This is a genomic window from Hymenobacter fodinae (genome assembly GCF_004745825.1).
Lineage (GTDB): Bacteria > Bacteroidota > Bacteroidia > Cytophagales > Hymenobacteraceae > Hymenobacter > Hymenobacter fodinae.
The window spans coordinates 554,701-581,368 of the sequence record NZ_SRLA01000003.1 but is presented as its reverse complement, the minus strand read 5'-3'; the positions used below and the strand labels follow the sequence as shown (position 1 = coordinate 581,368).

Below are 26,668 nucleotides of genomic sequence, written 5' to 3'. Positions count from 1 at the left end.
GCAAATGCCTTTCTCTTCTGTGATTCGTTTGCGGGCACTATCTGGTGAGGTGGCGCCCGCCCTGCAAGGCTTGGGTTGGGAGTGGGCGATGGAAGATGCCTGCCAGAACTACGTGGCGCGGGAGGCCGTAGAGCTGCCCGAACCTGAAGCCCAGGCTCTGCTAGCAGCGGCCGACACGCTATATGATCTGCTGGTGCAAAGCATCCCGGATCCAATTCCGGATGACTTGCTACAGCTGCTATCCATTCCCCCAAACCTGTGGGCCGCCGTGCGCCACTCCTGGAACGACGACCGGCATTGGCACCTATACGGACGGTTTGATATTGCCCAGACTCCAGAGGGGCCCAAGCTCCTAGAATTTAATGCCGATACGGCCACCAGCATTCCGGAAGTGGCCGTGGTGCAATGGGCCAGCCTAGTAGCCGCTGGGCTAGGCCAAGACGACCGCCAAGCCAATGGGTTGTTTGAGGGCTTGCAAGCGCAGCTAGGCCAGTGGCTAGAGCTAAACCCTGATCTGGAATCCAACCTGCTGCTGGTGCATTTGCCCGATAGCGCCGAAGACGTCGCCAACTGCGCCGTAGTGGCAGAAGCCGCACTGGCAGCTGGCTTCGAGCACACGCACATCTGTTCCGTTGATGAGATGCAAGTGTCGGTGGAAGGGGAGGAGAGAGGAGCCTGGGTGCAAGTAACTGACGACCAATGGCAGCGCTTCAACTTCTTATTTAAACTAGTGCCTTGGGAGGTATTAGCCGAGGAGGAGCCAGAACTTACGGCTGATCTGAGCCAGCTGCTGCTAAGCCGAGACCTCATCATTGCTAACCCGGCCTATACTTTACTGTTCCAGAGTAAAGCCATGCTTGCTTGGCTGTGGCAATGCTACCCACAGCACCCTTTGTTGCTGGAAGCCAGCCTGCAGGATCCTCGCGCTGGGCATTACGTTAGCAAACCAGTGTTCGGGCGCGAAGGGCAAGATGTTACAGAAGTACAGAATGGAACCTCCCTTACTGCCCTAGAAGGCAATTATGCCCACCAAGCTGTTGTGTATCAGCAATACGCTCAGTTGCCCTCCGATACCCAAAAACGCTTATACCAAGCCGGAGTATTCTGGGCAGGGCAGGCCTGTGGTATCGGCTTCCGGCGTGAGGCTGGTTTCATTAATAATCTGTCAGAATTTCTCCCTCATATTATCAGCTGATCGGCTACATAGCGTGATGTCTTTCAGCCACGCCACTGACAGTATAGATGCTTAATAGGCTCTTTAACCTATACTCTTTACTCCATTGCCAGTATAGTGAAATGGCCTAGCGAGTACTGAGCAGCACTATATAGAATCTGTTTAATAGTTATAGTCTGAGGTTCAAGGTTTTAACATAAAGTGTTGTCTAATATTGTTATATGAAAGTTCTTAATAGGAGTATTGTGGTCTTACTGCATTTTATTTCTGCTAGTACTCTAGAACTGTGGAGATAATCTCCCACATTTGTATAAGCATTACTAGCCAAAATGGCTTCTTAACCTTTTTAAAACATGTATTAGGCGTCTGGAAAGGTCTATATACCTTTTCTGGCATGAAATGTGACGCTAAGCAGAACTTGCAATTTTCACAGAGTCAGCGTTATCAAAAATTTCTTATATAAAATGAGATTAATTACAATCTATCCGTCGGCTTCTTACGTAAGCACGTCATGTAATCGATAAAGCCTTTTGTTCTCTCTCTGGGCTGGTAAGCCCCTTTTTTTTGTAACCATTTCCTTCACTTATATATGAAAAACTCTTACATGAGTACCATACAGCAGGTACTTAGGCCGCACCTGCGGTTACTGCTGTTGATACTGTTGGCTTTGCCCTTTACAGGGTTAGCTCAGTCTATCACTGTAAGCCCAGTTACAAGTTCCGCTTCACCTGATGATTACGGATCTGTAGAGGTAGGTTTAATTTCTTCCCCTGCTAAGCAGTACGCTGTAACCACATCGGGTATATCAGGTAATATTACTGTCGGCTTCGCTAATGCAGCTGCTTTTGAAGGTAGCACGGACAATGTTACTTTCTCCAAGTCACCTGTTCTTCCAGAGCAAGGCGGAACTCTGTACATCCGCTTCCGTCCTACCACCGTCGGAACAGTTAATAACCGTATTTCTCTTTCGGGTGAGGATGCAGATGGCACGATTGTCGGAAGAACCATATTTGTTCGGGGAACTGGAACAGCAGGAGTGCCCACGATCAACGTAAACCCAGAGGCTTTATCCTATGGCGTCCAGTTAGTAAACACTAAGTCGGCTTCTAAGGCTGTTAATGTAACGGCTACTGCCCTTACAGAGCCTATTACGCTTACACCTTCAACTGGCTATGAAATAAGCTTAGACAATAGCACATTTACGTCGATAGCTACCTTGTCACCTTCAAGTGGAGCCGTAAACGCTACTGTCTACGTACGTTTCGCTCCGACCGAGAAGCAGCCTTATACTGGCTTTCTAACGCTTACCAGCGCAGGAGCTGCGGATCGCGAAGTAGATCTGTTCGGTACTGGCGATGCACCGGCCACTTTAAGTGTTAATCCTACTTCACTTGCCTTCGGGGGTGTAGATGTAGGTTTAGCTTCTGCTCCTCAATCCTTCACGGTTACCGCCAGCTACCTCAATGGTAATGCAGTTGTAACCCCTCCTACCAACTTTCAGATCCGGCTGCCCGGTGGTTCCTTCAGCACGGCTAGCATCGTCCTGCCTTTCACGGGAACGTCAATCAATCAAGTAATTGAAGCGCGTTTTCAGCCCACTAGCCTTGGAGATAAGACGAGCAACATCACGGTGTCTTCTTCCGGTGTAGAAACCGCTACTGTAAGGGTGAGTGGTCAAGGTAATCAGCCTAATAACACTCCTACTATTACGGCTAATCCTCTTGACCTGGATTTCGGAACAGTATCCGGTAGCGGCTCGGCGCAAGTGCTGACGTTTGAAATAGGTGCCACTAGTCTCAATGCTCCATTGGTGCTGACCGCCTCCAACGCTAATATCTCTTTCCGTGATGCCTCAGTGGGTGGTAGCTTCACTGCAGGACCTTTGACTATTAACCCAGTTGAAGGCACTGTAACTATCCGAACCATTGAAGTAAGACTGGTTGCTGTTATTGCCAACGGTGCTTTTTCTGGTAATATCACGGCTTCTAGCACTGGTGCTACCAGCAGAGTAGTGAATGTTACAGCAAACTCTACTGGTGCTAGCTCTACAATTAATACTACTGGTGAGCTGCAACAATTCTCCACTGTGCCTGGTGTGCCTTCTGCTGTTCAGTCGTACTTGGTCGGTGCAAGCAACCTGTTACAAGATCTGACGGTAACTGCTCCACAGTATTTCCAAGTTTCTCTGTCCGAGAACTTCAATGGTCTGTCGCTAACACAGACTGGTAACAGCCTTGTTGTAGCACGCAACAATGGCAATGACATCTTTCCAGCAGTAAGAGTATATGTGCGTTTTATACCGCCCATCGCTACCACTACTTCTGACTTAGTTGTTAATAGCAGTAATCCAGCTACCGCTCAAGGTTTACCTGTAGCTGGTACTAGCTTGCCATCTATACAGATCCAAAATGCTTTCACAGAGGTACGTAACATTGTTATCTATCAGACCTCGCCAACCCAAGAGATTAATGTTAGCGCAGTACGGGTGCGTCAGCCAATCGTCATTACGCGTAATGTGATTGCTAACTCGGCTAACCCAAGCAATACTGCTCAGTTTGACTTGTCTCTTGATAATATTAACTTCTCAAGCTCGGTAACCATCACTCCTTCGGCACCAGCTTATAGTGTTGCTGCGAAAATTTACATTCGTTACCGACCAACTTATTTAGGCGCTGCTCAGTCAACTTTGCAGTATCAGAGCAGTGACTTTGCTAACCCAGCAGCCCAGCCGTTCTCTGTAAACGGGCAACTTTCAGCACGTTCAATTGATACTGAACCAACATTGCGTTCTACTGCAAGTGTAACTCGCAGCGGTAGCACTGCCACCGTTAGATTTAACTTGCCTGCAAACTATGCTGGTTTGGGTTACGGTGAAAACCGCTTGATTGTAGCTAGCACTAATCCAACTCTACCGTCATCTAACCAGCCGGTAGATGGTACTCCTTATGGAACTGGTAACCAAACTTATGGTAGCGGTCCACAAGTAGCACCTGGGTACTTCGTAGTTTACTCGGGTGATGAATCTACAGTAACAGTTGGTGGCTTAGATCCTACAGTTACTTACTATATCTACACCTTTGAGTTCAATAACATTGAATCGAGCATCAACCTAGCCGTAGTTGGAGCTGAAAACTACCTGCAGCCTCCAGTGCCTAACGAAATTCCAGGTATTGTTGCTCCAGGTACTCCGCTGCCCGTTACCCTGGTTTCCTTCACGGCTAAGCTGCGCAACAAGCAGGTTGCTCTCGACTGGAAAACGGCTACCGAGAAAAACAACGGTATGTTCTATGTAGAGCGTAGCCAGGATGGCCGGACCTTCACCTCGATTCTGTCGCGGAAAGGACAAGGCAACAGCGAGAAGGAAACCGTATACAGCGCAGTTGACGCAACCCCGCTGGCTGGAACTTCTTACTATCGCCTGAAGCAGGTTGACTTCGACGGCACCACTTCTTACAGCTCACCCGTAGTTGTGTCGAATGCTGGTTCGGTTGAAGTAGCTATGTACCCTAATCCTGCCGAAGATGTGCTGAATATTCAGCTCCCTGGCTCTACTGAAGGTGTTCGGGCAACCATCACCGACCTGTCGGGCCGTGTTATCCGCACGCAAGTGCTCCGGGCAGATGGTCAGATGAGCGTACGTGACTTGCATAGCGGAACTTACCTAGTATCGGTAGGCGAAGGCAGCGCTAAGATCACGCAGCGTATCGTGAAGAAGTAAACTGCATGAGCGCCCCTCGCGCTTGAGATAACGAAAAAGCCCTTCCACATGGAAGGGCTTTTTTTATTGCTCAGTAACGCCAGGAGGTTAATTGATAGGGCTTCTAGTGAAGAGTAAACAACCGCTTAACCTCAAGGGGTGATTTGTCGTACAATCCCACTCAACAACCACCTAGGTAAACTCCCTATGAAAACGACTTTCAAAACTTTGCTCGCCGTGGCCGCTTTCGCCACCTTCGCTACTTCATCCTGCTCGCAGAAAACTCAGGACAACGCTGAAGCTACTGCTGAGAGTGCAGCCAGTGATGCCAGCAACGCTGCCGACAACGCTGCAGATGCTACCAGCAACGCCGCTGATAACGTAGAGGCGGATATGGCACCCGAAAAAGGTGATACCGCCGTTGTGCAAAACAAGGAAGCTGATAAACTGGTGGAGGAGACTCCTAAGCAATAACAGCTAGAAGTTTCTAGTAGCCCACACAAGAAAGCCCCAGTTGCTATATAGCAGTTGGGGCTTTCTTGTGTATTGGAGGAGTATAGTGGCCTAGATCTATACATTCTAGGCCACTGCTATGCCAAGTAATACCTGCGTCTTACTATGCTAAACAGAGAAGCTTTCTCCACATCCACATGTACGCGAAGCATTGGGGTTGTCGAAGTAAAACCCCTTGCCGTTCAGTCCATCTGAAAAGTCAAGTTGCGTGCCTGCCAAATACAGGAAGCTCTTCATATCAACCACTACCCGAATACCCTTGTCCTCGAACTCCTGATCCATAGGTTTTACCTCATTGTCGAAGTCGAGCTTATAGCTCAAACCGGAGCAGCCACCCCCGGCCACTGAAGCCCGGAGCCGATAAGTTGCATCCAGCTCAGCATCATGCATAAGCTTCTCAACTTTTTCTTTCGCTTTGTCAGAAACGGTAATCATGAGTAAAAGGCAATTTGGGTTGCTTGTGTACGCCTACAGCGGCTGCTAGAGCAACAGTGGCTTTACTGATATATAACAAACAACTAGGAAGAAGGATTCAGAACTACGCTGAACACAGTAATGGTATTCAGGTCGCGGCCGAAGTAAAGCTTGTCTAGTGCCTCATAGGCATTGCGAGCCCTGAAGTAGGACGTCTGCAACTCTCGGTCGCCGTGGGTACGCCACTGGATGGTGTAAGAGCTTTCAGTGTCGCGGTAGCTGGTTACGTAAGCCAGCATCTTGCGCAGGCAATCTAGCTTATCATAGCCGGTTTCGTAGCGAAACAGGAAGCTTTGCTGGTGGCGCGGGTTCACCGTTATCAGATCGAGCCGCACTTGTCCATCAAGCTGACGAAACTCAAACAACAGATTGCCAGAGCCCATGCCCAAATGCTTCTCGATCTGCTGCTGAATCCGGGCACTCTCGACGTGTACGTCAGAAGGAGTAACGTCCATGGAGTATAGAAAAGAGAAAACAGAACTAAGAAGTGAGAAGAGAAGCCACTTGATAGGAGCTTTCTTCTCACTTCTTAGTCCTCAATTCTACCTAGCTTAGTGGTGCGACTTAGACTCTTCCAGGGCAGGAAGGCCATTCTTCACGCGGTAGTCGCTGATAGCCGATTTGATGGCATCTTCAGCTAGTACTGAGCAGTGGATTTTAACGGGCGGCAGGGCCAGCTCCTCCACAATCTCCATGTTGTCGATGGCTAGTGCTTCGTCAACAGTTTTGCCTTTCAACCACTCGGTAGCGAGCGACGAAGAAGCAATTGCCGAACCGCAACCAAAGGTCTTGAATTTAGCGTCGGTGATGGTGTTCGTAGCTTCATCTACCTCAATCTGCAGGCGCATTACGTCACCGCACTCAGGAGCGCCCACTAGGCCAGTACCAACGTTCTTTTTGCTTTTATCCAGCGTGCCCACGTTGCGGGGGTTGCTGTAATGGTCGATAACTTTATCGGAGTAAGCCATGGCTTTTATGCGTTGTGTGTTTGCAGTTGTGAGTTGACAATGCCAGCGCCAGAACTGAGTCTGGCAACTGGCATCTGACAACTAAATTTTAGTGTTCAGCCCACTCAATAGAGTTGAGGTCGATACCTTCTTTAAACATCTCCCACAGCGGCGACATTTCGCGGAGCTTGGTCACGGCTTCTTTTACGTGGTTGATGGCATAATCGATTTGCTCATCCGTAGTGAAGCGCGACAAGCCGAAGCGGAGAGAGCTGTGAGCTAGGTCATCGCTAAGGCCCAGGGCTTTCAGTACGTAGGAAGGCTCCAAGGAAGCAGAGGTACAAGCCGAGCCGGAAGATACGGCCAGGTCTTTTACGCCCATCATCAGGCCTTCACCTTCCACATATTTGAAAGAGATGTTGGCCACGTGGGGCAGGCGGTGCTCACGCGAACCGTTTACGTAGCTTTCTTCCAAAGTCAGCAGCTCCCGCTCCAAACGGTCGCGCATTGCCGATAGGCGCTGGGTGTCGGCTTCCATTTCCTGCTTGCAAAGCTCACAGGCTTTGCCCAAGCCTACGATGCCAGGTACGTTGAGGGTACCCGAGCGCATGCCACGTTCATGGCCGCCGCCGTCCATCTGGGCAGTTACTTTAACCCGGGGGTTCTTCCGGCGCACGTACAGAGCACCTACACCTTTAGGGCCATACATTTTGTGCGCCGTGAAGGCCATCAGGTCGATGCCGTCGGCAATAACGTCTACTGGGATTTTACCAACGGCCTGCGTGCCGTCGGTCATGAACAAGGCGCCGTGCTTGTGGGCAATGGCAGCAATTTCACGAATGGGCTGAATGGTACCCGTCTCGTTGTTGCCATACATGATGGTTACGAGAATAGTCTCGGGAGTCATAGCAGCTTCCAGATCAGCGAGGCTGATAAGGCCTTCGGCGTCAACGGGCAGATAGGTTACGCGGCCACCCAGCTTCTCAATATGCTTGCAGGTGTCAAGCACGGCTTTGTGCTCGGTGGTAGCCGTAATAATATGGTTGCCTTTCTGCGAATACATCTCGAACACCCCTTTGATACCCAGGTTGTCCGACTCGGTGGCACCCGAGGTGAAGATGATTTCTTTAGGATCACAGTTGATCAGGCCGGCAATTTGCTCACGAGCGTAATCCACGGCCTCTTCGGCTGCCCAGCCAAAGGGGTGGTTACGAGAGGCGGCATTGCCGAACACCTCGGTCAGGTACGGCATCATAGCCTCCAGGACCCGTGGGTCGAGGGGAGTGGTTGCGTTGTTGTCGAGGTAAATAGGTAGCTTGAGCATGGCTCGGGGGTCAGTTTCAGCGGAGAATCATTCGCAGGTAGAACACGAAAACCAGGAAACTGGTTTTACTTTGCCTGCACAAAAGTAGAACAAATCCAAACAAGCCGCGCTATGGAGCGCCGCTGGTTTTTCCCCCTGCTATGCTCGTCAATCTCGAACACCTAGGCCTAGCCGTAAAAGACCTAGAAGCCGCCACTTCACTGTACACAAGCCTGCTAGGCCAAGAGCCTTATAAGCGCGAGCACGTAGCCAGCGAAGCAGTGGATACGGTATTTTTTCAGGTAGGGGGTTCTAAGATTGAGCTGCTAGCCGGTACCTCTCCTGAAAGTGCCATCACGCGTTATCTGGAAAAGAAACCGGCGGGCATCCATCATGTGGCGTTTGAGGTAGATGACATCCGGGCGGAAATGCAACGGCTGCGCGCTGAAGGATTTACCCTCCTGAACGAGGAGCCAAAGCAGGGGGCTGATAATAAGTTGGTTTGCTTTGTCCATCCTAAGAGTGCCAACGGCGTACTAGTGGAGCTGTGCCAATCAATAAAAGAACCCGGAGTGGCCTAGGTCAGTGTTAGCCGTATAGCAACGCTGCCGGCAAACCTAGAGCGCAAGAGCGGCCCTGATTTGACTTCTGATGTGAGCCCAGGAGCAAAACGGCGGCATACTTCCCCTACTACAATAACTTAAGCTTATGACCACGAAATTCTTCCGGGAAGAGGTAGAATCGGCAGTAGATGCGTTGCTGATGCAACAAGTGCTGCTGTACCCCACCGACACCGTTTGGGGACTGGGCTGCGACGCGGAAGTGCCGCAAGCGGTGCAGAAGATATACGAGCTAAAGAACCGCCCCGCGGAGAAGGCCGCCATTGTGCTGGTAGCCGATGCGCAGATGTTTGCTCGGTACGCGGCCTCCGTCCCTGATAATCTACCAGAACTGCTGGCGGCGCAGCAGCGGCCTACTACCTACGTAGTGCCCGCCAGCCACCGGGTTGCGCCCAACTTGCTGGCCCCCGATGGTACCATAGGCCTACGCATTGTGCAGCAGGATGAGTTCTGCCAAATGGTATTGCGGCGGCTGGGGCACGGTCTGGTCTCAACATCGGCCAACTTAAGTGGGGAGCCTTCGCCGGCAGTTTATGCAGAGGTAGACCCCAGAATAGTGCGCGGGGTGGATTACGTGGTGCGCTGGCGGCAAGACGACACCACACGGTCGCAGCCCTCGCGCGTGGTTAGGCTACTGCCAGACGGTGGCCTAGAGGTGCTACGAGGTTAGGAGGAAAAGCGTAGAAATTCAGAGACTAGTGAGCTTTACTTACAGTGGCGCTAGGCCACCCGCGGGCAGCTTATTGCAGAATACGTATTGGCTGCCGCATGCATTAGGGCACTGCTGCGTGCCAGTAGCTACCTTTGTGGCTTAATCTAATACGCATGAAAACCCCACAGCTGCCCGATTTGCCCTTGTTCCGAACTATTGCCGAAGCTGCCGGTGAGTTGCACTACCCGGCGTATGTAATTGGCGGCTACGTGCGGGACTTAGCGCTAGAGCGCCAGAGCAAGGATGTGGACGTGGTATGCGTAGGGGATGGAATTCAGTTGGCCCAAGCAGTGGGCAAAAAGTTACCGAACAGGCCTAGGGTCACGGTATTTAAAAACTTCGGGACGGCCATGCTGCCCACACCCGAAATTGAACTGGAGTTTGTGGGTGCCCGAAAAGAAAGCTACCGTGCCGAAAGTCGGAAGCCGGAAGTGGAGCCGGGTACCCTGGAAGAGGACCTAGCCCGGCGCGACTTTACCATTAATGCGCTTGGCCTGAGCTTGAACCCCAAAGACTTTGGCGCCCTCGTAGACCGCTACGATGGGATGGGTGACCTGCAGCGCCGCATCATCCGGACACCCCTCGACCCCGACATCACATTCTCAGATGACCCGCTGCGGATGATGCGGGCCGTGCGGTTCGCTACCCAGCTCAACTTTGATATTGAGCCGGATACGTACGATGCCATTGCCCGTAATAAGGAACGCATCAAAATAGTGTCGCAGGAGCGAATTACTGTGGAGCTAAACAAGATCATTATGGCTCCGAAGCCTAGCTACGGGTTTAAGCTCTTATTCCAGAGTGGCCTACTGCAGCTCATCTTCCCAAAAATGGCGCAGCTGTACGGGGTAGAGAAAGTTGGGCAGCATGCGCACAAGGATAACTTCTACCACACCTTGCAGGTGCTGGATAACGTGGTGGCTGCCGGCGGCGACCTGTGGTTGCGGTGGGCGGCCATTCTGCATGATATTGCCAAGCCAGCCACCAAGCGCTACGACAAGCGCGTGGGCTGGACGTTCCATGGCCACGAGGACAAGGGGGCCCGTTGGGTTCCCAATATTTTCACGGATCTGAAGCTGCCCTTAGGGGAAGAGATGCGCCAGGTTCAGAAGCTAGTGCGCCTACACCTGCGACCCATTGCGCTGGTCAAGGAAATTGTGACTGACTCTGCCGTGCGCCGCTTGTTGTTTGAAGCTGGTGAAGACATTGACCGCCTTATGCTTCTGTGCCGAGCAGATATTACCAGCAAGGACCATCAGCGCGTGGCCCGGTATCTGCGCAACTTCGATGTGGTAGAGCAGAAGCTTAAAGAAGTAGAAGAAAAGGACCACCTACGCAACTTCAAGCCCGTCATCACCGGGGAAATCATCATGTCAACGTTTAATCTGCAGCCTTCACGGGCGGTAGGTGAGCTGAAAGAAGCCTTGTTGGAGGCCATCTTAGATGGTAAAGTCCGGAATGAATACGATGAGGCCTTTGCCCTACTGCTGGAGCTAGGCCAGCGCAAGGGCCTGACTCCAGTGCAAGGATAGGTGGCCTAGACTGACTCTGCTGATTATACCTGAGTAAGTTCTTGGTCAATGAAATTATTGGCTTATGATGCCTAGCATCAGGTAAAAAGTGCTTGTAATCAGCTGTATTCTAATATCAATCGTTTGTGTGATATGTGCACATTGGTTAGGTTTACAAGACCTGAACATTTCTCACTATTTGCACAATCGTTTAAGTAACCTGTTTTTGGTTGATATAGTGACCTTTAGAGCCCATTAGCTAAACCAGCGGGTTGTAGAGAGGAATGGGCTTCAACGGAACCATGTAAACCCTGGTGCTTGTGGGGAATGTGGTACTGCGAACGAAATGTACTGGGCGTGACCTAAGCTAATTATGCTGTGGGTTAAGCTCCTGTGAAATCAAGTTTTTTATGAAGCATATACTTCTTTCTGCCGCTCTAGTGGCGTTGCCCGTGCTGAGCTTTGGCCAGCAAGCGAAGCTAGAGAGTTTCCCATTATCGTCGGTAACGCTGCTAGAGAGCCCATTTCAGAAAGCTCAGCAAACTGACCGGGCCTATATCATGGCGCTGGACCCCGACCGGCTGCTGGCACCGTTTCAACTGGCGGTCGGTATAACGCCTAAGGCCGAGCGTTACGGCAATTGGGAGAACACAGGCCTAGATGGGCACATTGGCGGGCACTATCTCTCGGCACTGGCCCTGATGTACGCCGCTACGGGTGACCAGGAAGTGCAGCGCCGCTTGTCTTATATGATTGACGAGCTAGAGGTCTGCCAACAGAAAAGTGGCAATGGGTATTTGGGAGGAGTACCTGGCGGGCCGGATATGTGGCGGCAAGTGAAAGCAGGTAAAATTGAAGCCAACGGGTTTGGCCTCAACCAGAAGTGGGTGCCTTGGTACAATCTGCACAAGACGTATGCTGGCCTGCGCGACGCCTACCTGTTAGCTGGCAACACCAAGGCAAAATCGATGCTGATTAAGCTGACCGATTGGTGCCTTGACCTGACCGCCAACCTCACCGACGCCCAGATTCAGGACATGCTGCGCGCCGAGCACGGGGGCCTAAATGAAGTGTTTGCCGACGTTGCCGACATCACCGGTGATGCTAAGTATTTGAAGCTGGCCCAGCGGTTTTCGCAGCAGACCCTGTTGCAGCCCCTATTACAAGGTAAAGACCAGTTGAATGGAATGCATGCCAATACCCAGATTCCGAAAGTAATTGGGTATGAGCGCGTGGCGAAAGTGGGGGGTAACCCCGCCTGGCACAAGGCCGCCGACTTTTTCTGGCAAACCGTGGTAGAGCATCGTACCGTGTCGATTGGAGGCAACAGTGTGAGTGAGCATTTTCAGCCCGCAACCGACTTTACCTCGATGCTGGAAAGCAAGGAGGGCCCGGAAACGTGCAATACGTATAACATGCTCAAGCTCAGCAAGGAGCTGTACTTGGCCAGCGGGGCCACAAAATACCTCGACTACTACGAGCGGGCAACCTATAATCATATCCTTTCCTCGCAGCATCCCGGGCAGGGTGGGTTTGTCTATTTCACCTCTATGCGCCCCCGCCACTACCGGGTATACTCAGAGCCGCAGGAGAGCTTTTGGTGCTGCGTAGGCTCGGGGCTTGAAAACCACGGGAAGTACGGCGAGTTAGTGTATGCTCATCGGGGTACGGAGCAGTTGCTAGTTAATCTGTTTATGCCTTCGCGCCTGGAGTGGCAACAGGCCGGTGTAACGCTTACGCAAAACACCCGCTTCCCCTTCGCCGAGTCAACGGAGCTGGCCCTGAAGCTGAAGAAGTCCCGCAAGTTCGCGTTGAGTGTTCGGCAGCCAGCCTGGGTACCCGCCGGCCAACTGCAGGTGTTGGTCAATGGTCAGCCGGCAGTTAGCAGCACCACTACTCCTGGCTACACCACCATTGAGCGGAAGTGGAAGTCGGGGGACGTGGTAACGGTAGCGCTGCCCATGCATACCGAAGCGGAGTACCTGCCCGACCATTCGCCCTGGGTGTCGTTTGTGCACGGCCCCATTGTGCTAGCCGCCGCCACCGACACCGCCGACCAGCCGGGCCTGCGGGCCAACGGCAGCCGGATGGGGCACGTGGCCAACGGACGGCTGTACCCAATTGATGATGCCCCCGTGCTGGTAAGCCGCCAAGAGGCCGATCTGGTGAGTGGCCTACGACCCGTTGCCGGGGAGCCCTTGACCTTCACGGCCGCCGGCTTGATTGACAACGCTACCTACCGCAATATCAAGCTACAGCCATTCTACCAGCTGCACGATACGCGCTACATGGTGTACTGGCCCGTGGCAACTCCCGAGGGCCTAGAAGCGCGCAAAGCCGCTATCCGCCAGCGGGATGCCGAAAAGTTGGCGCTGGACGCCCGTACCGTTGACCGGGTAGCACCCGGTGAGCAGCAGCCCGAGTCGGACCATGGTTTCGCGAGTGAGCGCACGGAAGCAGGTGTGTTTCAGGACCGGCACTACCGCCACGCTACTGGTTGGTTTAGCTACAACCTGCGCAACCCAAAGGCCGAAGCCCGAGCACTGCGCGTCACCTATTTCGGGGGCGACCGGGGCCGGACATTTTCAATATTCATCAACGGGCAGCTCTTGCAAAAGGTCACCTCCGATACAAGCAAGGGTAGCTCGTTCTTCGACGTCGAGTACCCTTTGCCTCAGGCCTTGCGCAGTGGCCCCGCTAGTCGCACGCTCACCGTTAAGTTTGCCGCCGAGCCAGGCTCAACGGCCGGAGGGGTATTTGACGTACGCTTGCTGAAATAGCCGGCGCAGCTTCTACTCCGGTAACTACAGCAGTCCGGAAAAGCCACTCTTTTGAATGGCTTTTCCGGACTGCTGTAGTTATGCCCATTACCGAGTAACAAAGTCAGCGAATAGGCAGCATACTTTGTCTATTGGGGCCGTAGTCTAGTAATCAAAACTAGCCTTGAGCTGCACGAGACTAATAGGCAGTGGCCTAGGAAGACGCGATATGCTACATCTAGGCCAGTAGGCCAGAGAGGTCATCTGAACGATATTATCGGCTGCCTTGCTTTGAACGGCCGCGTGACTGATGGTAGTAACGGGGATGAAGCTAATCCGAAGTCAGGCAAACCTTCTGGTAGGGTGCTCACAAAACAAATGGAGGAAGCTATAGCCATCCTGTTGCAGCAGGGGGTAGGCTGATAGCTTCCTCCGGGTCTCACCTTTCACTCACTAGTTGGACCCCTAAATGTTCGTCTTTGAAGTACAGATGCTGCCCGTGGGCGAACCGTTGCTTCCGACTTTATGGTAATGCGAAAGAAATATCTGAGTTCGTAGATGTGAAACGCATGAAGGCGCCGAGGGTTACACCAAGGAGGTGCTAGGGGCCTAGGGCTGTGCCAGCTAAATAGCAGGCTTCCAGTTGACACCGCTAACTGAGCATGGGCGAAAATATGCACTGCGCTAAGCCACTAACCAACGCTAATCTATGGCGCGGATGGAGGCTGCTCCAACGGCTTCCCGCTTCACATTGCTGGGGCGGCCACTGTACTCAATCAGGCTGGCCCCAACGGCATTGGCATTAAGCTCGTCCGTTACCCGCACCCGCACTTTACTGGCTCCAATGGCATCAACCTCCGCCTGGCGGGCGGTAAAATCGGCACCGGCTACTTCGCAGGCACCCGTACCGCTGATTTTTAGGTTGTCGGAGCTGCCTTGCATAGCCACTTGGCAGCCGCCCGCCAACTCTAGTTTCAGCTCCCTAATGTCGCCGCGGAAGCGCAGCTGGCTGCCGCCAGCTTGCTGCACGCGCAGGTCGCCGGAGTTGAAGCCGTTAACTTCAGCTCGGGTACCACCCACCAGACTTAACTCCTTAAGTTCGGGAGTTTCGATGATGAGCAGTACGTCATCTTCGTCGCCGCGGCGTGAGTCGAAGAGGTCCCGGTTGCGGGGGCTGATGGTTAGTTCCCGACCATCACGCTCTACTTTGATATCACGTAGGGCCCGGTCGTCGCCGGCTGCCCGCACATTGTAGCTGCTGCCTTGGCGTACCACTACGTGGTAGCCACCTACCACACTCACGCGGTCAAAATCAATTTCGTCGAAGCGCTGGCGGCCGGAGCCGTAGGAGTTTTCGTCCGTGTTGATGGGCTCCACGCTGCCGAAGCTCAAGTTTATTTCCTCGTCGTTGTCGCGGTCCTCACGGCCCTGGTCGTAGTCATCACTGCTTTCGTCGTCAGAGTCGCGGCCTGAGCGGAGGTCTGCTTCCGTGCAGTTCAGACATTCTACCTTGTTGCCATTCATCCGGTAGAGGTACTTCTCGGGGTGGTAGGGGTCCCGTCCATTCAGGTAATCCTCTTCGCGCAGCCAGTCAGCAAACTCCTGCGTCATGCGGAAGGTCCGGTCGCGGGGCATCAGCAGGCGCAGTTGCATATGCTGGTCGCGGTAGCGGGCGTTCGGCTGATACGTGAAGTGGTCGTCAACGCTCAGTGTCGAGTCGTTGAGCACTCGCAGGTTGTGCATAACGGAAGTAGCCGCCGTGCGCCGTGCCAACGAGTCGGTAGAACCCTTGGCTGAGATGATGCGCTCTAGGCGGGGAGCCTGCGCACTGTCAATACCCACGATGTCGAGGTCAACCCACTTGTCGTCGTCGAGCTGGCGGCGCTCCAGTACCAACCGGGGGCGGGTGAGGCCACCCAGCGTAGTAGTTTGGGTTATTTCCGATTCGCGCTGGAACTCGCGGCCCAACCGGATGCCTGCTACTGAGCTACCTACTACACCTAGCAACCACAGGCCTAGCAACGACAGCCACGCCGTGCGGGAGAGTATTGAGCGGTGTAGCAGCAAGCCAATACCAGACAGCATCAGGGCCAGCGCGGGGATGCCGGTAGCCAGGAAGAAAGAGAGGACGGCCAGGGGCGAAATGTCATTGAAGAGCAGGAAGGGCTGCAAGGGACCGTAGTCAAGCCCATCGGAAGCGGAAATTACACCTAGTCCTAGGCCCAGCCCAATAGTTACGGCTAGGAGCATGCTGAAGCCCGTTATGGCCAGAATACCACCGGCAAAAATGCGAATCAGGGAGCCCAGCGAGTTGATTAAGGGACGAACGTTGTTGAACGAATCCTCCAGAAAAGTGCCTACTGGGCGGTTATTTACGGCGCCAGCTTCGGAGCCCGCAGCATAAGGGTTGTTACGAATGTTATTATCCAGGGCCGAGAGCGTAACGGCGTCGCCGCGCATGCGGAGTTTGTCGGAGGCGGTTTTCGCCTCCGGCAAGAGTATCCACAGCACAATGTAGAGCGGGAGGGCAAAGCCCCCGGCAAACAGGCCTACGATGAACAGAATCCGGATGAGTACTACGTCAACCCGGAAGTAGGCGGCCAGACCGGCCGAAACCCCACCCACTTTACCGTTGTCGGTGTCGCGGTAAAGCTTCTTGAACACGGAGTCCTCTTCCACGAGAGTCGCGTCGTAGCGCTTGGGAAGCACTATCCACAGGACGATGTAGCTCAGAAACGCAAACCCTGCAAAGTTTCCAGATATGTTGTCTAAGCGTGAGTTGTCGAGGGCAATAGGCAGGATAATAAACAAGGTCAGGAAACCCAGTCGAATCCAGATGGGGTTCACGGCAAAGTAGTTGCCTAGGCCAGCGGCTACGCCGGCTACCTTGCGGTGGGCCATGTCGCGGTACAGGCGCTTGGTACCGGTTTCCTCCTCAACCGGAGGAGGTGTAGTACCCGCGCTGCCGCGTCGGGAGCCCGTAGAGTAGCCACCGGTGGTGCTGCCAGTAGAGCCGGTGTACGTGCCCTGGGCAGTGCCGCTGGCTACGGCTTCGGCGAGGATTTCTTCGTCCTCGTCGGCTTCGTCAGCGCTCTGGAAGTCGCTCACTCGGCCCATTTTAGCCGTCATGGCCTCCACGTCCTCGAGGGTGATGACTTGCTTCACGCCGGAGAGGCGGGCGGCGAAGAGCTCGGCAATGCGGCTCTCGATGTCGGCAACGATTTCCTCGTGGCCGCGGTAGCCGCTAAAGTGGGCTTTCACTTCCGCCAGGTAACGGCCGAGCACTTCGTAGCCATCTTCCTCTATGTGGAAGATCATGCCCTGAAGGTTGATGCTGATGTTCTTTTTCATCTCAGTGCTGCAACTATTCGGGAAAAAACTAGGGAGCGAGCGGGCCTGCTTAGAGCAGGACTTCCGCGGAGGCGCTACCGTTGGAGTGAGGCTTCTGGCGGATAATGCGGATGGAATCCTGTACTTCCTCCCAGGTGAGACGAAGCTGATGTAGGAACTCTAGGCCAGCTTCGGTGAGGGTGTAGTACTTGCGGGGCGGACCACTGGTAGATTCTTTCCAGGTGTAATCTAATAAGCCCGCGTTTTTGAGGCGCGTCAGCAGTGGGTAGAGCGTCCCCTCGACCACGATCATGCGGGCGGAGGTGAGCTCCTCCAGCATGTCTGACGCATATACCTCTCCGCGGGCAATGATTTCCAGAATGCAGAATTCCAGGATGCCCTTCCGCATCTGCACTTGGGTGTTCTCGACTTTCATGGGCTGAGGCAGATATCGGTGAAGAATGAGTCAAAGATATGAAAAGGTACTATGTAACACAAGGTACTGTCAAAAATAAATTTTGGTTGCGCTATTTATCGAGGTTTCGCGCTAGGCCAGTGTTTGTCAGTGAGCTGCCAAGCGTACTTACCCGAGCGGGAGGTAAGGGCTAGAAGCAGAAGGAGAATTGAATGAGGCCTAGCGCACATATACCCACTGGCAGTGGAGGTGCCGGCTGGGCCGCACCAAGTTTTTCGCAGGCCCCCTGACGAGCTCAACTAGCACTATATCAGGTTTTTTGCTTTGTATAAAAGCAAGCAATTTGCAGCGACAACAGGCGCCACGCACTATTAATGAGTATCTTGCGTTGCTGCTGCGGCTTCACCTACCTATCAGAATATTTGTTTTAACCTTTATGCCTCACTTTACCCGAAGTGCCGCCCTGTTCGTGGGTGCGGGCCTTAGTCTGGGAGTATGTTTTCCGACGTTGGCGCAAACCAAGACGCCCAAATACAGTAATGAATTTTTGAACATTGGGGTTGGCGGTCGGGCCCTCGGCATGGGCAAGGTGCAAGCAAGCTTGGCTGAGGATGCTACTGCCGGCTACTGGAACCCAGCGGGCCTGCTAGGCCAGAAGAGCAAGTACGATGCAGTGCTCATGCACTCTGAGTTGTTCTCTGGTATCGTGAAAAATGACTACGCTGCCTTCTCCATGCCCCTTGATGAGAAAAGCGCCGTTGGCGTGAGCCTCATCCGGCTCGGCGTAGATGACATTGCCGATACCCGCGACCTAGTGAATGAGTACGGCTACATCCAGTACGACCGGATTCGGTACTTCTCGGTGGCTGATTATGCTGTGCTGTTGTCGTATGCCTATAAAGTGGCCAATGTAGAGGGCCTACAAGTGGGCGCCAACGCGAAGGTTATCTACCGCAATGTGGGCGAGTTTGCCAATGCTTGGGGCTTTGGGGTAGATGCCGGTGTGCAATACAATCACGGCAACTGGCGCCTAGGCCTCATGGCCCGTGACATTACCACCACGTTCAACTCGTGGTCGGTAGATGCTGATAAGTTTAAGGGTTCGGCAAATACTATCGATGAAATCCCACGAAACAGCACGGAAATCACATTGCCGCGCCTAGTGCTGGGAGTGGGTCGCACCGTGAAGCTACCGGGGCAGTTTACGGCCCTGGCCGCCGTAGATCTGGAAGCCACTACCGATGGCAAGCGTAACACGCTTATTTCTACCAGCGCCGTGAGTGTTGACCCCCGTGCTGGCCTAGAAGTAGGCTACAACAACCTGGTATTCCTGCGGGGTGGCGTCGGCAATTTTCAGCAGATCAAGAGCTTCTCGGGTAAGGAAGAGTGGAAGGCGCAGCCCAGCCTGGGGGTAGGAGTGGCCCTAAGTGGCCTACGGCTCGACATGGCCCTTTCGCGACTGGCAGTCGAAAAACTAGGACAACGCTCGCAGGCTAATTCTATCATCGTCTCCTTGGGGTACGGGTTTAAATAAGAAGCACGCCTGAGTAGAGGAGGCATAGGCCACTTCACTGAGCAGGATAAGCACACTACAGTATACTATATGAAACAACCTTACCATTTACAGACAACTACGTTGGCAAGATGGGTGGCTTTTGTGGTGGCGCTCTTGCTGTGGGGAGCCACAGCAGCGAAGGCGCAGTCGGGGCCGTTCGGCAACGAGTGGATTGTGCCCGGCCAGCAGTACTACAAAATAAAAGTGGCGCGCACGGGCCTGTACCGCCTCAATTATCAGTACCTCACGCAAGCGGGTGCCAGTGGGGTAAACCCGCAGCGGCTGCAGCTGTGGCGCCGCGGCAAGGAAGTAGCCATTTACGTGGGCGGCAATCAAACGGCCCTCGACCCTACCACCTATGTGGAGTTCTTTGGGCAGCGTAACGATGCGGCCCTGGACCGGGGAATGTTTCGCAGTGCCGCCGACCAAGCCCAGCCGTATTACAGCTTGTTTACCGATACAGCAGCCTATTTCCTTACCTGGAGCAGTGCTGCCCCCGGCAAACGCATGGCGGAGTCGAATGTAGCGGGTACTGCGCCGCACTCTTCGCGGCTGCAGCAGCACTTGCGAGTCGAATCGTTCCGAGCCAACACCGTAAACGACGAAACCAACGTGTACCAGCCCTGGGCTGAGCGAGGCGAAGGGTTCTTTAGTAATGAGTTTGGGGGCGGCGGCCTCACCATTACATTTGATTCTGTTTGGTCGGTAGCTGCTACCGGTCAGCTGCCCCGCGTAGATATACAGGTAGTAGGCAAAACGACTGGTGCACACCGCTCAGAAGTATACGTTCTGGCTCCTGGCGGGGCTCGCTTGCTTGGCTCAATTAGCTTCACGGACTTTGATTTTAAACGACAGTCGTTTAATCTCTTGCCTTCCGACCGGAGTGCTAGTGGCCGGGTGCAAATCCAGGTAAAGCAAACTGCTACGGGCAGCCCTCGTGGAGATGTAGCCCGAGTGGCCTATTCACGCCTGACCTTCTCCCAGAGTAGCCGCTGGCCTTCCAAGCGCACTCAAGTGCTGTTTGCTAGCGACTCGACGCTAAGTGGCCCCGCATATTACGCGCTCGACTCTATCCGGAGCTCCGTGCGAGGCTACGATGTTACGGACCCTTTTAATGTGCAGCGCATTGAGGGACAGGCCATCGGGACCGATCGGCGAGGGTACGTATTCCCAAGTGCCGATGGGCGGACCCGTTCATTGCTGCTGGCCGATGTAGATGCTGCGTTGGTACCACTAGCCGGTAAGCGGGTACAGTTCCGGCAGATTACGCCCGCCGCTCACAATTTTCTGATTATTAGTCATCAGCTATTAATGCGTCCTGCCAGTGGCGTAACTAATCCGGTACGCGCCTACGCTGACTACCGGGCTTCAACTGCTGGTGGTAGCTACGATACCCTGTTGGTCACTTCAGATCAGCTCTACGACCAATTCCACTATGGTGAAAAATCGTCCTTGGCCATTCGGCAGTTTACGCAATGGATGCTGGCCCGCAGTACCCGACCAATGTCGTTGTTACTGCTGGGTAAAGGACTGGGAATAACCGAAGCAATTGGCTGCGGATCGGTGCCCGGAGGAGGAGCATATCATCGGCAGTATCCATTGCTCTATGGCGACTGTTCTGGCAATAACCCGATTCTAGACTTAGTTCCAGCAAGTACCCGCGCAATTTCCGATGCGTTTTTTACGGCCAACTGGCAAAACAATGAGTACGTTGCCCGCATGGCTACGGGGCGAGTTGCTGCTCAAACTTCGCAGCAGGTGCTTAACTACCTGAATAAGCTAAAGGAGCACGAAGCACCGGTGTATGCTGACTGGCGTAAGAACGTACTGCATATGTCGGGCGGCGATGATGATGGAGAGAGAAAGCTGTTTGCCAGCTTCGTGGAGCAGTACGCCGAGTACGTGCGCAAACCGCCATTTGCTGGCCGTATAGTTAAGCACTATCTGCGGGCTGATTTCCCGGGTGTATCGCCGGGTGGTGTACCAATTCCATGGGCTCCGGACCTGAATGCTGGCCTTGCCTTTATCAACTACTACGGACATGGCTCCCCGGGCAACCTAAACTGGGATATTCCGGACATCAATACCTCCGGTATTATGAATAAAGGGAAGTATCCCGTAATGTATGTTAGCGGCTGTTCTGCTGGCAATGCCTACACGGCCAATATTTCCTTTGGCGGCGAAAGATATTTGCTAGCTGCTGACAAAGGCTTCATTGGGTTCATGGCAGAATCGGATTTGGGCTTTGCGTACGATTTACAAGAGCTACATGTCCAGATGATGAAGCTCCTGTTTGCTGATCAGCAGTGGTACGGTAAGCCTATTGCGGAAGTGCAGCAGGAGGCGGTTCGCCGGTTGCAGGGAACCAATACCGCGCCGAATTCTACCACGGCTATGCTGATGAACACCATCTGGCACGGCGACCCCGCCCTGAAGCTGTTCGCTCCGCTCAAGCCCGACTTCCAGGTGGCCAACGTGCAGGTAGCTCCCGCTATCATTCCTATTAATTCGGCTGAGTTTCAGTTGCAGGTACGGGTGGCTAACCCCGGTCGCTTCCTGACAGGCCCGCTCGAAATAAAGGTTACTCGCACGTTTGGCACAACTACGCTGCCACTGCCCGTGTTCGTGGTGCCGCAGGCTCGCCAGGACACCACTTACAGCCTCACCATCCCGAATACTAATCTTGGTGACATTTCGGGGCAGAACACCTTCTTAGCCGAAATAGACCCACGCAATCTGATTGATGAGCTGCGCGAGGACAACAATAGCGGCACGGCTACTTACACCTTCCTGACGGGTGGAGTAACGACGCTCAGCCCACCGGAGTTTGGCATTGTAGGTTCACGCACGGTACGCCTCGTAGGCCAAAGCAATTTGGCTACCATCGTGAGCCGCGAATATGATATGGAGATGGACACGGTGCAGACCTTTAACAGCCCGCTGGTACAGCGTACCACGTTTGGGGCCGTGATGGTGCCCGAGTGGAACGTAACGGTGCCAACGCAAGCCAGCCGTGATAGTGTGGTGTGGTACTGGCGCTTACGCTTCCATGCTCCCCAGCAGGGCGAAGACGCCGCCTGGGCCACCAGCTCTTTCCGCATCATTAATGGCCGCACCGCCGGAGGATGGTCGCAGAGCCACGTAGGCCAGTTCCTGCGCGATGAAAGCACCGGAATTACAGTAGCGGCACCGAGTGGGCAATGGGCGTTTGCGGCGGGTAGCCAGCAAGCCACTATCACCTCTACTCGCATCGGTCCGGCTCGTCAATGGGAGACACTATCCCATACCATTCGGACCAGCGCTGGTGGAAAATACACGCTCCGCCTGATCGGGATTGACGCCTCCAACAACCCCGTAGTGCTCAACTCCAACGTAACCAGCCGCACCCTCGACCTGAGTGGTATCTCAGCGGCTACGTACCCGTATCTGCAGCTGCAGGCAGTGGTGACTGGTAACGGACCGGCGCCGCAGCTAAAGCAGTGGCTCGTGACGTACCAAGGGGTGCCGGAAGGCGTAGTGCGGCCGCAGGCGGTACCGCTAACAGCCGTTAACCTAACCCAGCAGGCAACACAGCAAGGAAAAGTTACGGTGCCGGTGACATTCCAAAACGTTGCCGACTTCGATTTCACTGCACCACTAGTGGCCTACATTCTTGTGCGCAACGACAACAACGGCGTACGTGAGAAGTACATCAAGTTGCCCGGCGCAGCTCTTACGGCTCACACGCAACGGACCTATCAGGTTGAGCTGGATGTGCGGGACCTGATTGGCAAGCTGTCGGGCCAAGTGGTGCTCAATCCTAACCAAGCCCCAAGCCCCAACCGGCAGCCGGAGCTCTATTACTTCAACAACGAGCAGGGAATTCCGGCTTTCCAAGTAGAAGACCGCGATACGCCTCCTGTGCTCGATGTTGCCTTTGATGGTCGTCACTTACTGAACGGCGACATTGTGTCGGCTAAGCCGCTGATTACAGTGCAGCTTCGCGACCAGGACCGCTTACGGCCCGTCAAAGACCGGACGGCGTTTAGCCTGTTTCTTACTAGCCCTGGTGGGGCCAATTCAGTGCCGTTAGATCTGAACGCTGCCAACGTAGTTTTCGCCGCTGACTCCAGCCAGGGACTGGCGCGGTTGGAAGTACAGCTCGGGAAAAATACTCCCCTCAAGGATGGCATCTATACGCTGGAAGTGCAAGGCAAAGATGGCGCTGGCAAGCTGGCTGGCTCCGAGCCTTACCGCATCACGTTTGAGGTTATTACCACCTCGGGCATCTCTAATGTATTTCCGTATCCGAATCCCATTACCAGCAAAGCGAAGTTCGTATTTACCATCACGGGCAGCGAAGTACCGCGCAACATGAAGATTCAAATCATGAGCCTGACTGGGCGCGTTGTGCGCGAAATTATGATGAGCGAAATGGGTGCGCTGCGCATTGGTAATAACATGACCGATTACGCTTGGGACGGCACGGATGAGTTTGGTGACCGTCTGGCCAATGGCACATATCTGTACCGAGTGGTGCTGGATGATCCGCAGAATACTTTCGAGCATCGCGCAACCTCGGCAGATAAAGCCTTCAAACAAGGCTGGGGTAAGCTTGTGTTGCTACGCTAAGCAGCAGATAGGCACTACAAACAAAAGCGGCAGCCCATTGGGCTGCCGCTTTTGTTTGTAGTGCCTACTTGAAGAGTGGCAAAGCAGCAAGTAACACCCTGTATTACCTGCCTGAGCAACGGGCTTACCGCCGCCGCAGTGTCACGAAGCTAAACGCGTAGGCATGTTTCTCATCGGGCTCGTGCCTCTCGCGGGTTTCTTCCCGCCACTCCACGGGAGAAAGCTCGGGGAAGGTTACGTCGCCGACAATATCATGGTGAACTTCGGTTAGGTACACAACATCTGCACCGGGCAGGGCTTGGCGATAAATTTCACCACCCCCAATTACCATGACTTGCTCATCTAGTGCCCGCGCCATTTCGAGGGCCTGAGGTACGGAATAGGCCACTTCGCACCCCTCGGCGTGCCAGTCGGGTTGGCGAGTGACGATGATGTTGGTGCGGTTGGGGAGAGGCCGGCCAATGCTTTCAAACGTACGCCGCCCCATGATGACGGGATGCCCCAAGGTGAGCTGCTTGAAATGCTTCAGATCAAGAGGCAGATGCCACAGCAGGCGGTTGTCGCCCCCAATTACGCCGTTTTGGGCTACGGCTACTACTAATGCGGTCATACTACAGATGGTACAAGGTGAGCAACGCCCTGGGCTAGCAGACTAGGAGCTTGCCTTGAGTAAATCGGCGTTGAAGCCGCGCAGAAAGTCTGGAACACTGAGGCGTTTTTTTCCCTCCAGCTGCACATCCAGCAGGTCCAGAATGCCGTTGGCGGTTTGCACGCGCAGGTAGGTACGACCATCCGTAAACCAAGTGCCGGGTACCCCCGCGTCGGGGCCGCTGGCTTCCTCATCATCGAGTGGCTGCGCTTTGAAGACCTTCAGCGTCCGGCCGTCGGGGAGTTGAGTAAAGGCCGTAGGGATGGGGGAGAGGCCGCGCACCAAGTTGGCTAGGGCAGGGGCCGACTGCGTGAAATCGAGGCGGCCCAGCTCTTTCTGGAGCTTAGGAGCTGGGCGCAGATCCGGTAGTTCTGGCTGGGGCATGCTGGGAGCCGTGCCCGCCGCAATAGCCTGCACCGAGCGAAGGGCCAACGCCGCCCCCGCTGTCTTCAGCTTCTCATACAGAGTACCAAAGTTGTCCTCGGGAGCAATGTCTACCACATCTTGGTAGATCAGGTCGCCGGTATCAATCTCGTGGCGCAGGAAAAAGGAGGTAACGCCTGATTGCGTATCGCCATGGATAAGTGCCCAGTTGATGGGCGCGGCCCCACGGTACTGGGGCAGCAGCGAGGCATGGATATTAATAGACCCTAAGCGCGGCATGTTCCAGACGGCCTCTGGCAGCATCCGGAAGGCCACTACCACCTGCAGGTCGGCGGCGTAGGCCAGTAGCTCCGCCTGAAATTCAGGGTCTTTCAGGTTGGTAGGCTGCAGCACGGGTAAGCCATGCAGCACTGCGGCCTGCTTCACCGCCGACTCGGCCAATTGCCGTCCGCGACCAGCGGGCTTATCCGGGGCCGTAATGACGGCTACAACCTGGCAACCAGGCCACGACAGCAGAGCATTGAGCGTGGGCACGGCAAACTCGGGGGTGCCCATGAAAATAATACGAAGCGGAGCGGCAGGTGATGTGGTCATGGCAGCAAAAGTATGTAAACAACGGCCCCGAACGCAGAAAAGACCTAGCTCCTGCTGAACCTACTGTTTGCGTAGTGCGCGTTCAGCCAAGGCTAGGTCCTTACTTCCCAAGGCATAGAAGCCGCGGGTTAAGCTTCGGGGTAAAGCAAATATTTCTTGCGCATGGCCTTATACTGGCCTAGCGCCGGCTCCCACGATTTCCGGATTTCCTGCTCCGATTTACCGGCAATAACCTGCTCGCGCAACGTGCGCGTGCCCGTGAGCTGCTCGAAGTACTTCCCAAAGAAGTGCTCCTTGTCAGTGCTTTGCTGGTAGAAGTCTAGCAGATATTTCAGGCTGAACCCCACGTTGTTGCCGGTTTGGCGCAAATCTTGGCCGTAGCAGACTTTGCCATTCTGGGGCGGCGTGGGCGAGCCGGGGTTAGGCTTGGGAGTGAAGCGGTAGGGGCGGGAGGATGGTTGAGTGGGTGCCCCAATCACTTCAAATGGTGAGTCGGTGCCACGGCCTACGCTTACATCGGTGCCCTCAAACAGGCAGATGCTGGGGTACAAGGCCACTGAGTGGGCGTTAGGCAGGTTGGGCGAAGGACGCACGGGCAACTCGTAGCGTGTGGCGTGGGTATAGCCTTGCACGGGCACTACAGTAAGCTTGCACTGCCGGCCCCCGGCCAGCCACTTTTCGCCATTAATCATCTGGGCCAGTTCGCCCACCGTGAGGCCGTGTACCACCGGAATAGGGTGCATGCCCACAAATGACTTGTGCTGCGGTTCCATCACAGGGCCATCTACATACCAGCCGTTGGGGTTAGGCCGGTCCAGAATGATAACCTCCTTGCCTTGCTCCGCCGACGCTTCCATCACGTAATGCATAGTACTGATGAAGGTGTAGAAACGCGTACCTACATCCTGAATGTCAAACACTAGCACATCCACATCCTTGAGCATCTCGGGAGTAGGCTTCTTGGTGGCTCCATAAAGGCTGAGGGCTGGTAGGCCACTCCGGTCATCCTTGCCATTCTTGATGGTAGCTCCGTCAGCCGCCTCGCCCCGGAAACCGTGCTCTGGCCCAAAAATTACCTTTACGCCCACACCTTTGGCCAGCAGGGTATCCACCAAAAACGCCTTGCCTACGCGAGCAGTTTGGTTGACAACTAGGCCTACGCGCTTGCCTTTCAGTAGTGGAAGGTAGCGCTCAAACTGCTCAGCACCCACGCGCAAAGTTTGGTCGGTGGTCGGGGCGGAGCTGGGCAGGGAGGTACCCGTAGCGGAAGAGGCGGCAGAGCCGATAGTAGCGTTGGCTGTCGCGGCGGGGCGGCCACAGTCGGTGAGCAGGAGCGACAGGCCTAGCAGGCCGGTGGAAAGGGCTGGAAACATGGGCAGGAAACGAGGCTGGAAAACTGGTCGGGTTCACGTAGCTTTAC

The 26,668-nt window shown here is 54.3% G+C and carries 18 protein-coding genes; 9 read left to right on the top strand and 9 right to left on the bottom strand.

Annotated elements, in window-relative coordinates:
- Positions 1-4: 4 nt before the first annotated feature.
- The 3 genes from EU556_RS16205 (at position 5) to EU556_RS16195 (ending at position 5,345) form a co-directional block, all read left to right on the top strand.
- On the top strand, positions 5-1,195 hold the full coding sequence (locus tag EU556_RS16205) for a glutathionylspermidine synthase family protein (protein ID WP_245327716.1): 1,191 nt from the start codon (positions 5-7) through the stop codon (positions 1,193-1,195).
- A gap of 568 nt (positions 1,196-1,763) precedes the next feature.
- Positions 1,764-4,892 carry a T9SS type A sorting domain-containing protein gene (locus EU556_RS16200; RefSeq protein ID WP_135435185.1) on the top strand — a complete coding sequence of 1,043 codons (3,129 nt, stop codon included), beginning with the start codon at positions 1,764-1,766 and terminating at the stop codon, positions 4,890-4,892.
- A 186-nt stretch (positions 4,893-5,078) separates the two neighbouring features.
- Entirely contained in the window at positions 5,079-5,345 is a 267-nt protein-coding gene (locus tag EU556_RS16195) for a hypothetical protein (RefSeq protein ID WP_135435184.1), read from the top strand.
- 147 nt (positions 5,346-5,492) lie between these two features.
- Here the strand turns inward: EU556_RS16195 and EU556_RS16190 are convergent, their stop codons facing one another.
- From EU556_RS16190 to EU556_RS16175, 4 genes are all read right to left on the bottom strand, one after another.
- Positions 5,493-5,819: a HesB/IscA family protein gene (locus EU556_RS16190; protein WP_135435183.1), complete on the bottom strand. Its 327-nt coding sequence runs from the start codon at positions 5,817-5,819 to the stop codon at positions 5,493-5,495.
- Between the two features lie 83 nt (positions 5,820-5,902).
- Entirely contained in the window at positions 5,903-6,313 is a 411-nt protein-coding gene (locus tag EU556_RS16185) for a hypothetical protein (protein ID WP_135435182.1), read from the bottom strand.
- Positions 6,314-6,409: 96 nt separating this feature from the next.
- Positions 6,410-6,826: a Fe-S cluster assembly scaffold IscU gene (gene iscU, locus EU556_RS16180; protein ID WP_135435181.1), complete on the bottom strand. Its 417-nt coding sequence runs from the start codon at positions 6,824-6,826 to the stop codon at positions 6,410-6,412.
- Positions 6,827-6,914: 88 nt separating this feature from the next.
- A complete protein-coding gene (locus EU556_RS16175) occupies positions 6,915-8,129 on the bottom strand; it encodes an IscS subfamily cysteine desulfurase (RefSeq protein WP_135435180.1) in 1,215 nt (404 codons plus the stop codon).
- 140 nt (positions 8,130-8,269) lie between these two features.
- Between EU556_RS16175 and mce the strand changes: the two genes are divergently transcribed.
- The 4 genes from mce to EU556_RS16155 all read left to right on the top strand — a co-directional run bounded on the left by mce (position 8,270) and on the right by EU556_RS16155 (position 13,731).
- Complete coding sequence (gene mce / locus EU556_RS16170) at positions 8,270-8,689, top strand: methylmalonyl-CoA epimerase (RefSeq protein ID WP_135435179.1); 420 nt, start codon at positions 8,270-8,272, stop codon at positions 8,687-8,689.
- Between the two features lie 127 nt (positions 8,690-8,816).
- Entirely contained in the window at positions 8,817-9,398 is a 582-nt protein-coding gene (locus tag EU556_RS16165) for an L-threonylcarbamoyladenylate synthase (RefSeq protein WP_135435178.1), read from the top strand.
- A 155-nt stretch (positions 9,399-9,553) separates the two neighbouring features.
- A complete protein-coding gene (locus EU556_RS16160; RefSeq protein ID WP_135435177.1) occupies positions 9,554-10,972 on the top strand; it encodes a CCA tRNA nucleotidyltransferase in 1,419 nt (472 codons plus the stop codon).
- A 389-nt stretch (positions 10,973-11,361) separates the two neighbouring features.
- On the top strand, positions 11,362-13,731 hold the full coding sequence (locus EU556_RS16155; protein WP_135435176.1) for a glycoside hydrolase family 127 protein: 2,370 nt from the start codon (positions 11,362-11,364) through the stop codon (positions 13,729-13,731).
- A gap of 681 nt (positions 13,732-14,412) precedes the next feature.
- On the opposite strand, the gene EU556_RS16150 is transcribed toward EU556_RS16155, so the two are convergent.
- Complete coding sequence (locus EU556_RS16150; protein ID WP_135435175.1) at positions 14,413-17,061, bottom strand: PspC domain-containing protein; 2,649 nt, start codon at positions 17,059-17,061, stop codon at positions 14,413-14,415.
- 49 nt (positions 17,062-17,110) lie between these two features.
- Complete coding sequence (locus tag EU556_RS16145; RefSeq protein ID WP_135435174.1) at positions 17,111-17,476, bottom strand: PadR family transcriptional regulator; 366 nt, start codon at positions 17,474-17,476, stop codon at positions 17,111-17,113.
- Positions 17,477-17,891: 415 nt separating this feature from the next.
- On the opposite strand from EU556_RS16145, the gene EU556_RS16140 reads away from it, so the two are divergent.
- Together EU556_RS16140 and porU2 are read left to right on the top strand one after the other, a co-directional pair.
- The gene (locus EU556_RS16140) at positions 17,892-18,989 is read left to right on the top strand and encodes a putative type IX sorting system protein PorV2 (protein ID WP_135435173.1); all 1,098 of its coding nucleotides are present in this window, start codon (positions 17,892-17,894) and stop codon (positions 18,987-18,989) included.
- Between the two features lie 69 nt (positions 18,990-19,058).
- On the top strand, positions 19,059-23,621 hold the full coding sequence (gene porU2, locus EU556_RS16135) for a putative type IX secretion system sortase PorU2 (protein ID WP_135435172.1): 4,563 nt from the start codon (positions 19,059-19,061) through the stop codon (positions 23,619-23,621).
- 124 nt (positions 23,622-23,745) lie between these two features.
- Here porU2 and EU556_RS16130 read toward each other — a convergent pair whose 3' ends face one another.
- The 3 genes from EU556_RS16130 to EU556_RS16120 all read right to left on the bottom strand — a co-directional run bounded on the left by EU556_RS16130 (position 23,746) and on the right by EU556_RS16120 (position 26,621).
- On the bottom strand, positions 23,746-24,231 hold the full coding sequence (locus EU556_RS16130; protein ID WP_135435171.1) for a dihydrofolate reductase: 486 nt from the start codon (positions 24,229-24,231) through the stop codon (positions 23,746-23,748).
- Positions 24,232-24,273: 42 nt separating this feature from the next.
- Complete coding sequence (gene fmt / locus EU556_RS16125) at positions 24,274-25,248, bottom strand: methionyl-tRNA formyltransferase (RefSeq protein WP_135435170.1); 975 nt, start codon at positions 25,246-25,248, stop codon at positions 24,274-24,276.
- A gap of 128 nt (positions 25,249-25,376) precedes the next feature.
- Positions 25,377-26,621: an exo-beta-N-acetylmuramidase NamZ family protein gene (locus EU556_RS16120; RefSeq protein WP_135435169.1), complete on the bottom strand. Its 1,245-nt coding sequence runs from the start codon at positions 26,619-26,621 to the stop codon at positions 25,377-25,379.
- Between the last annotated feature and the right edge of the window lie 47 nt (positions 26,622-26,668).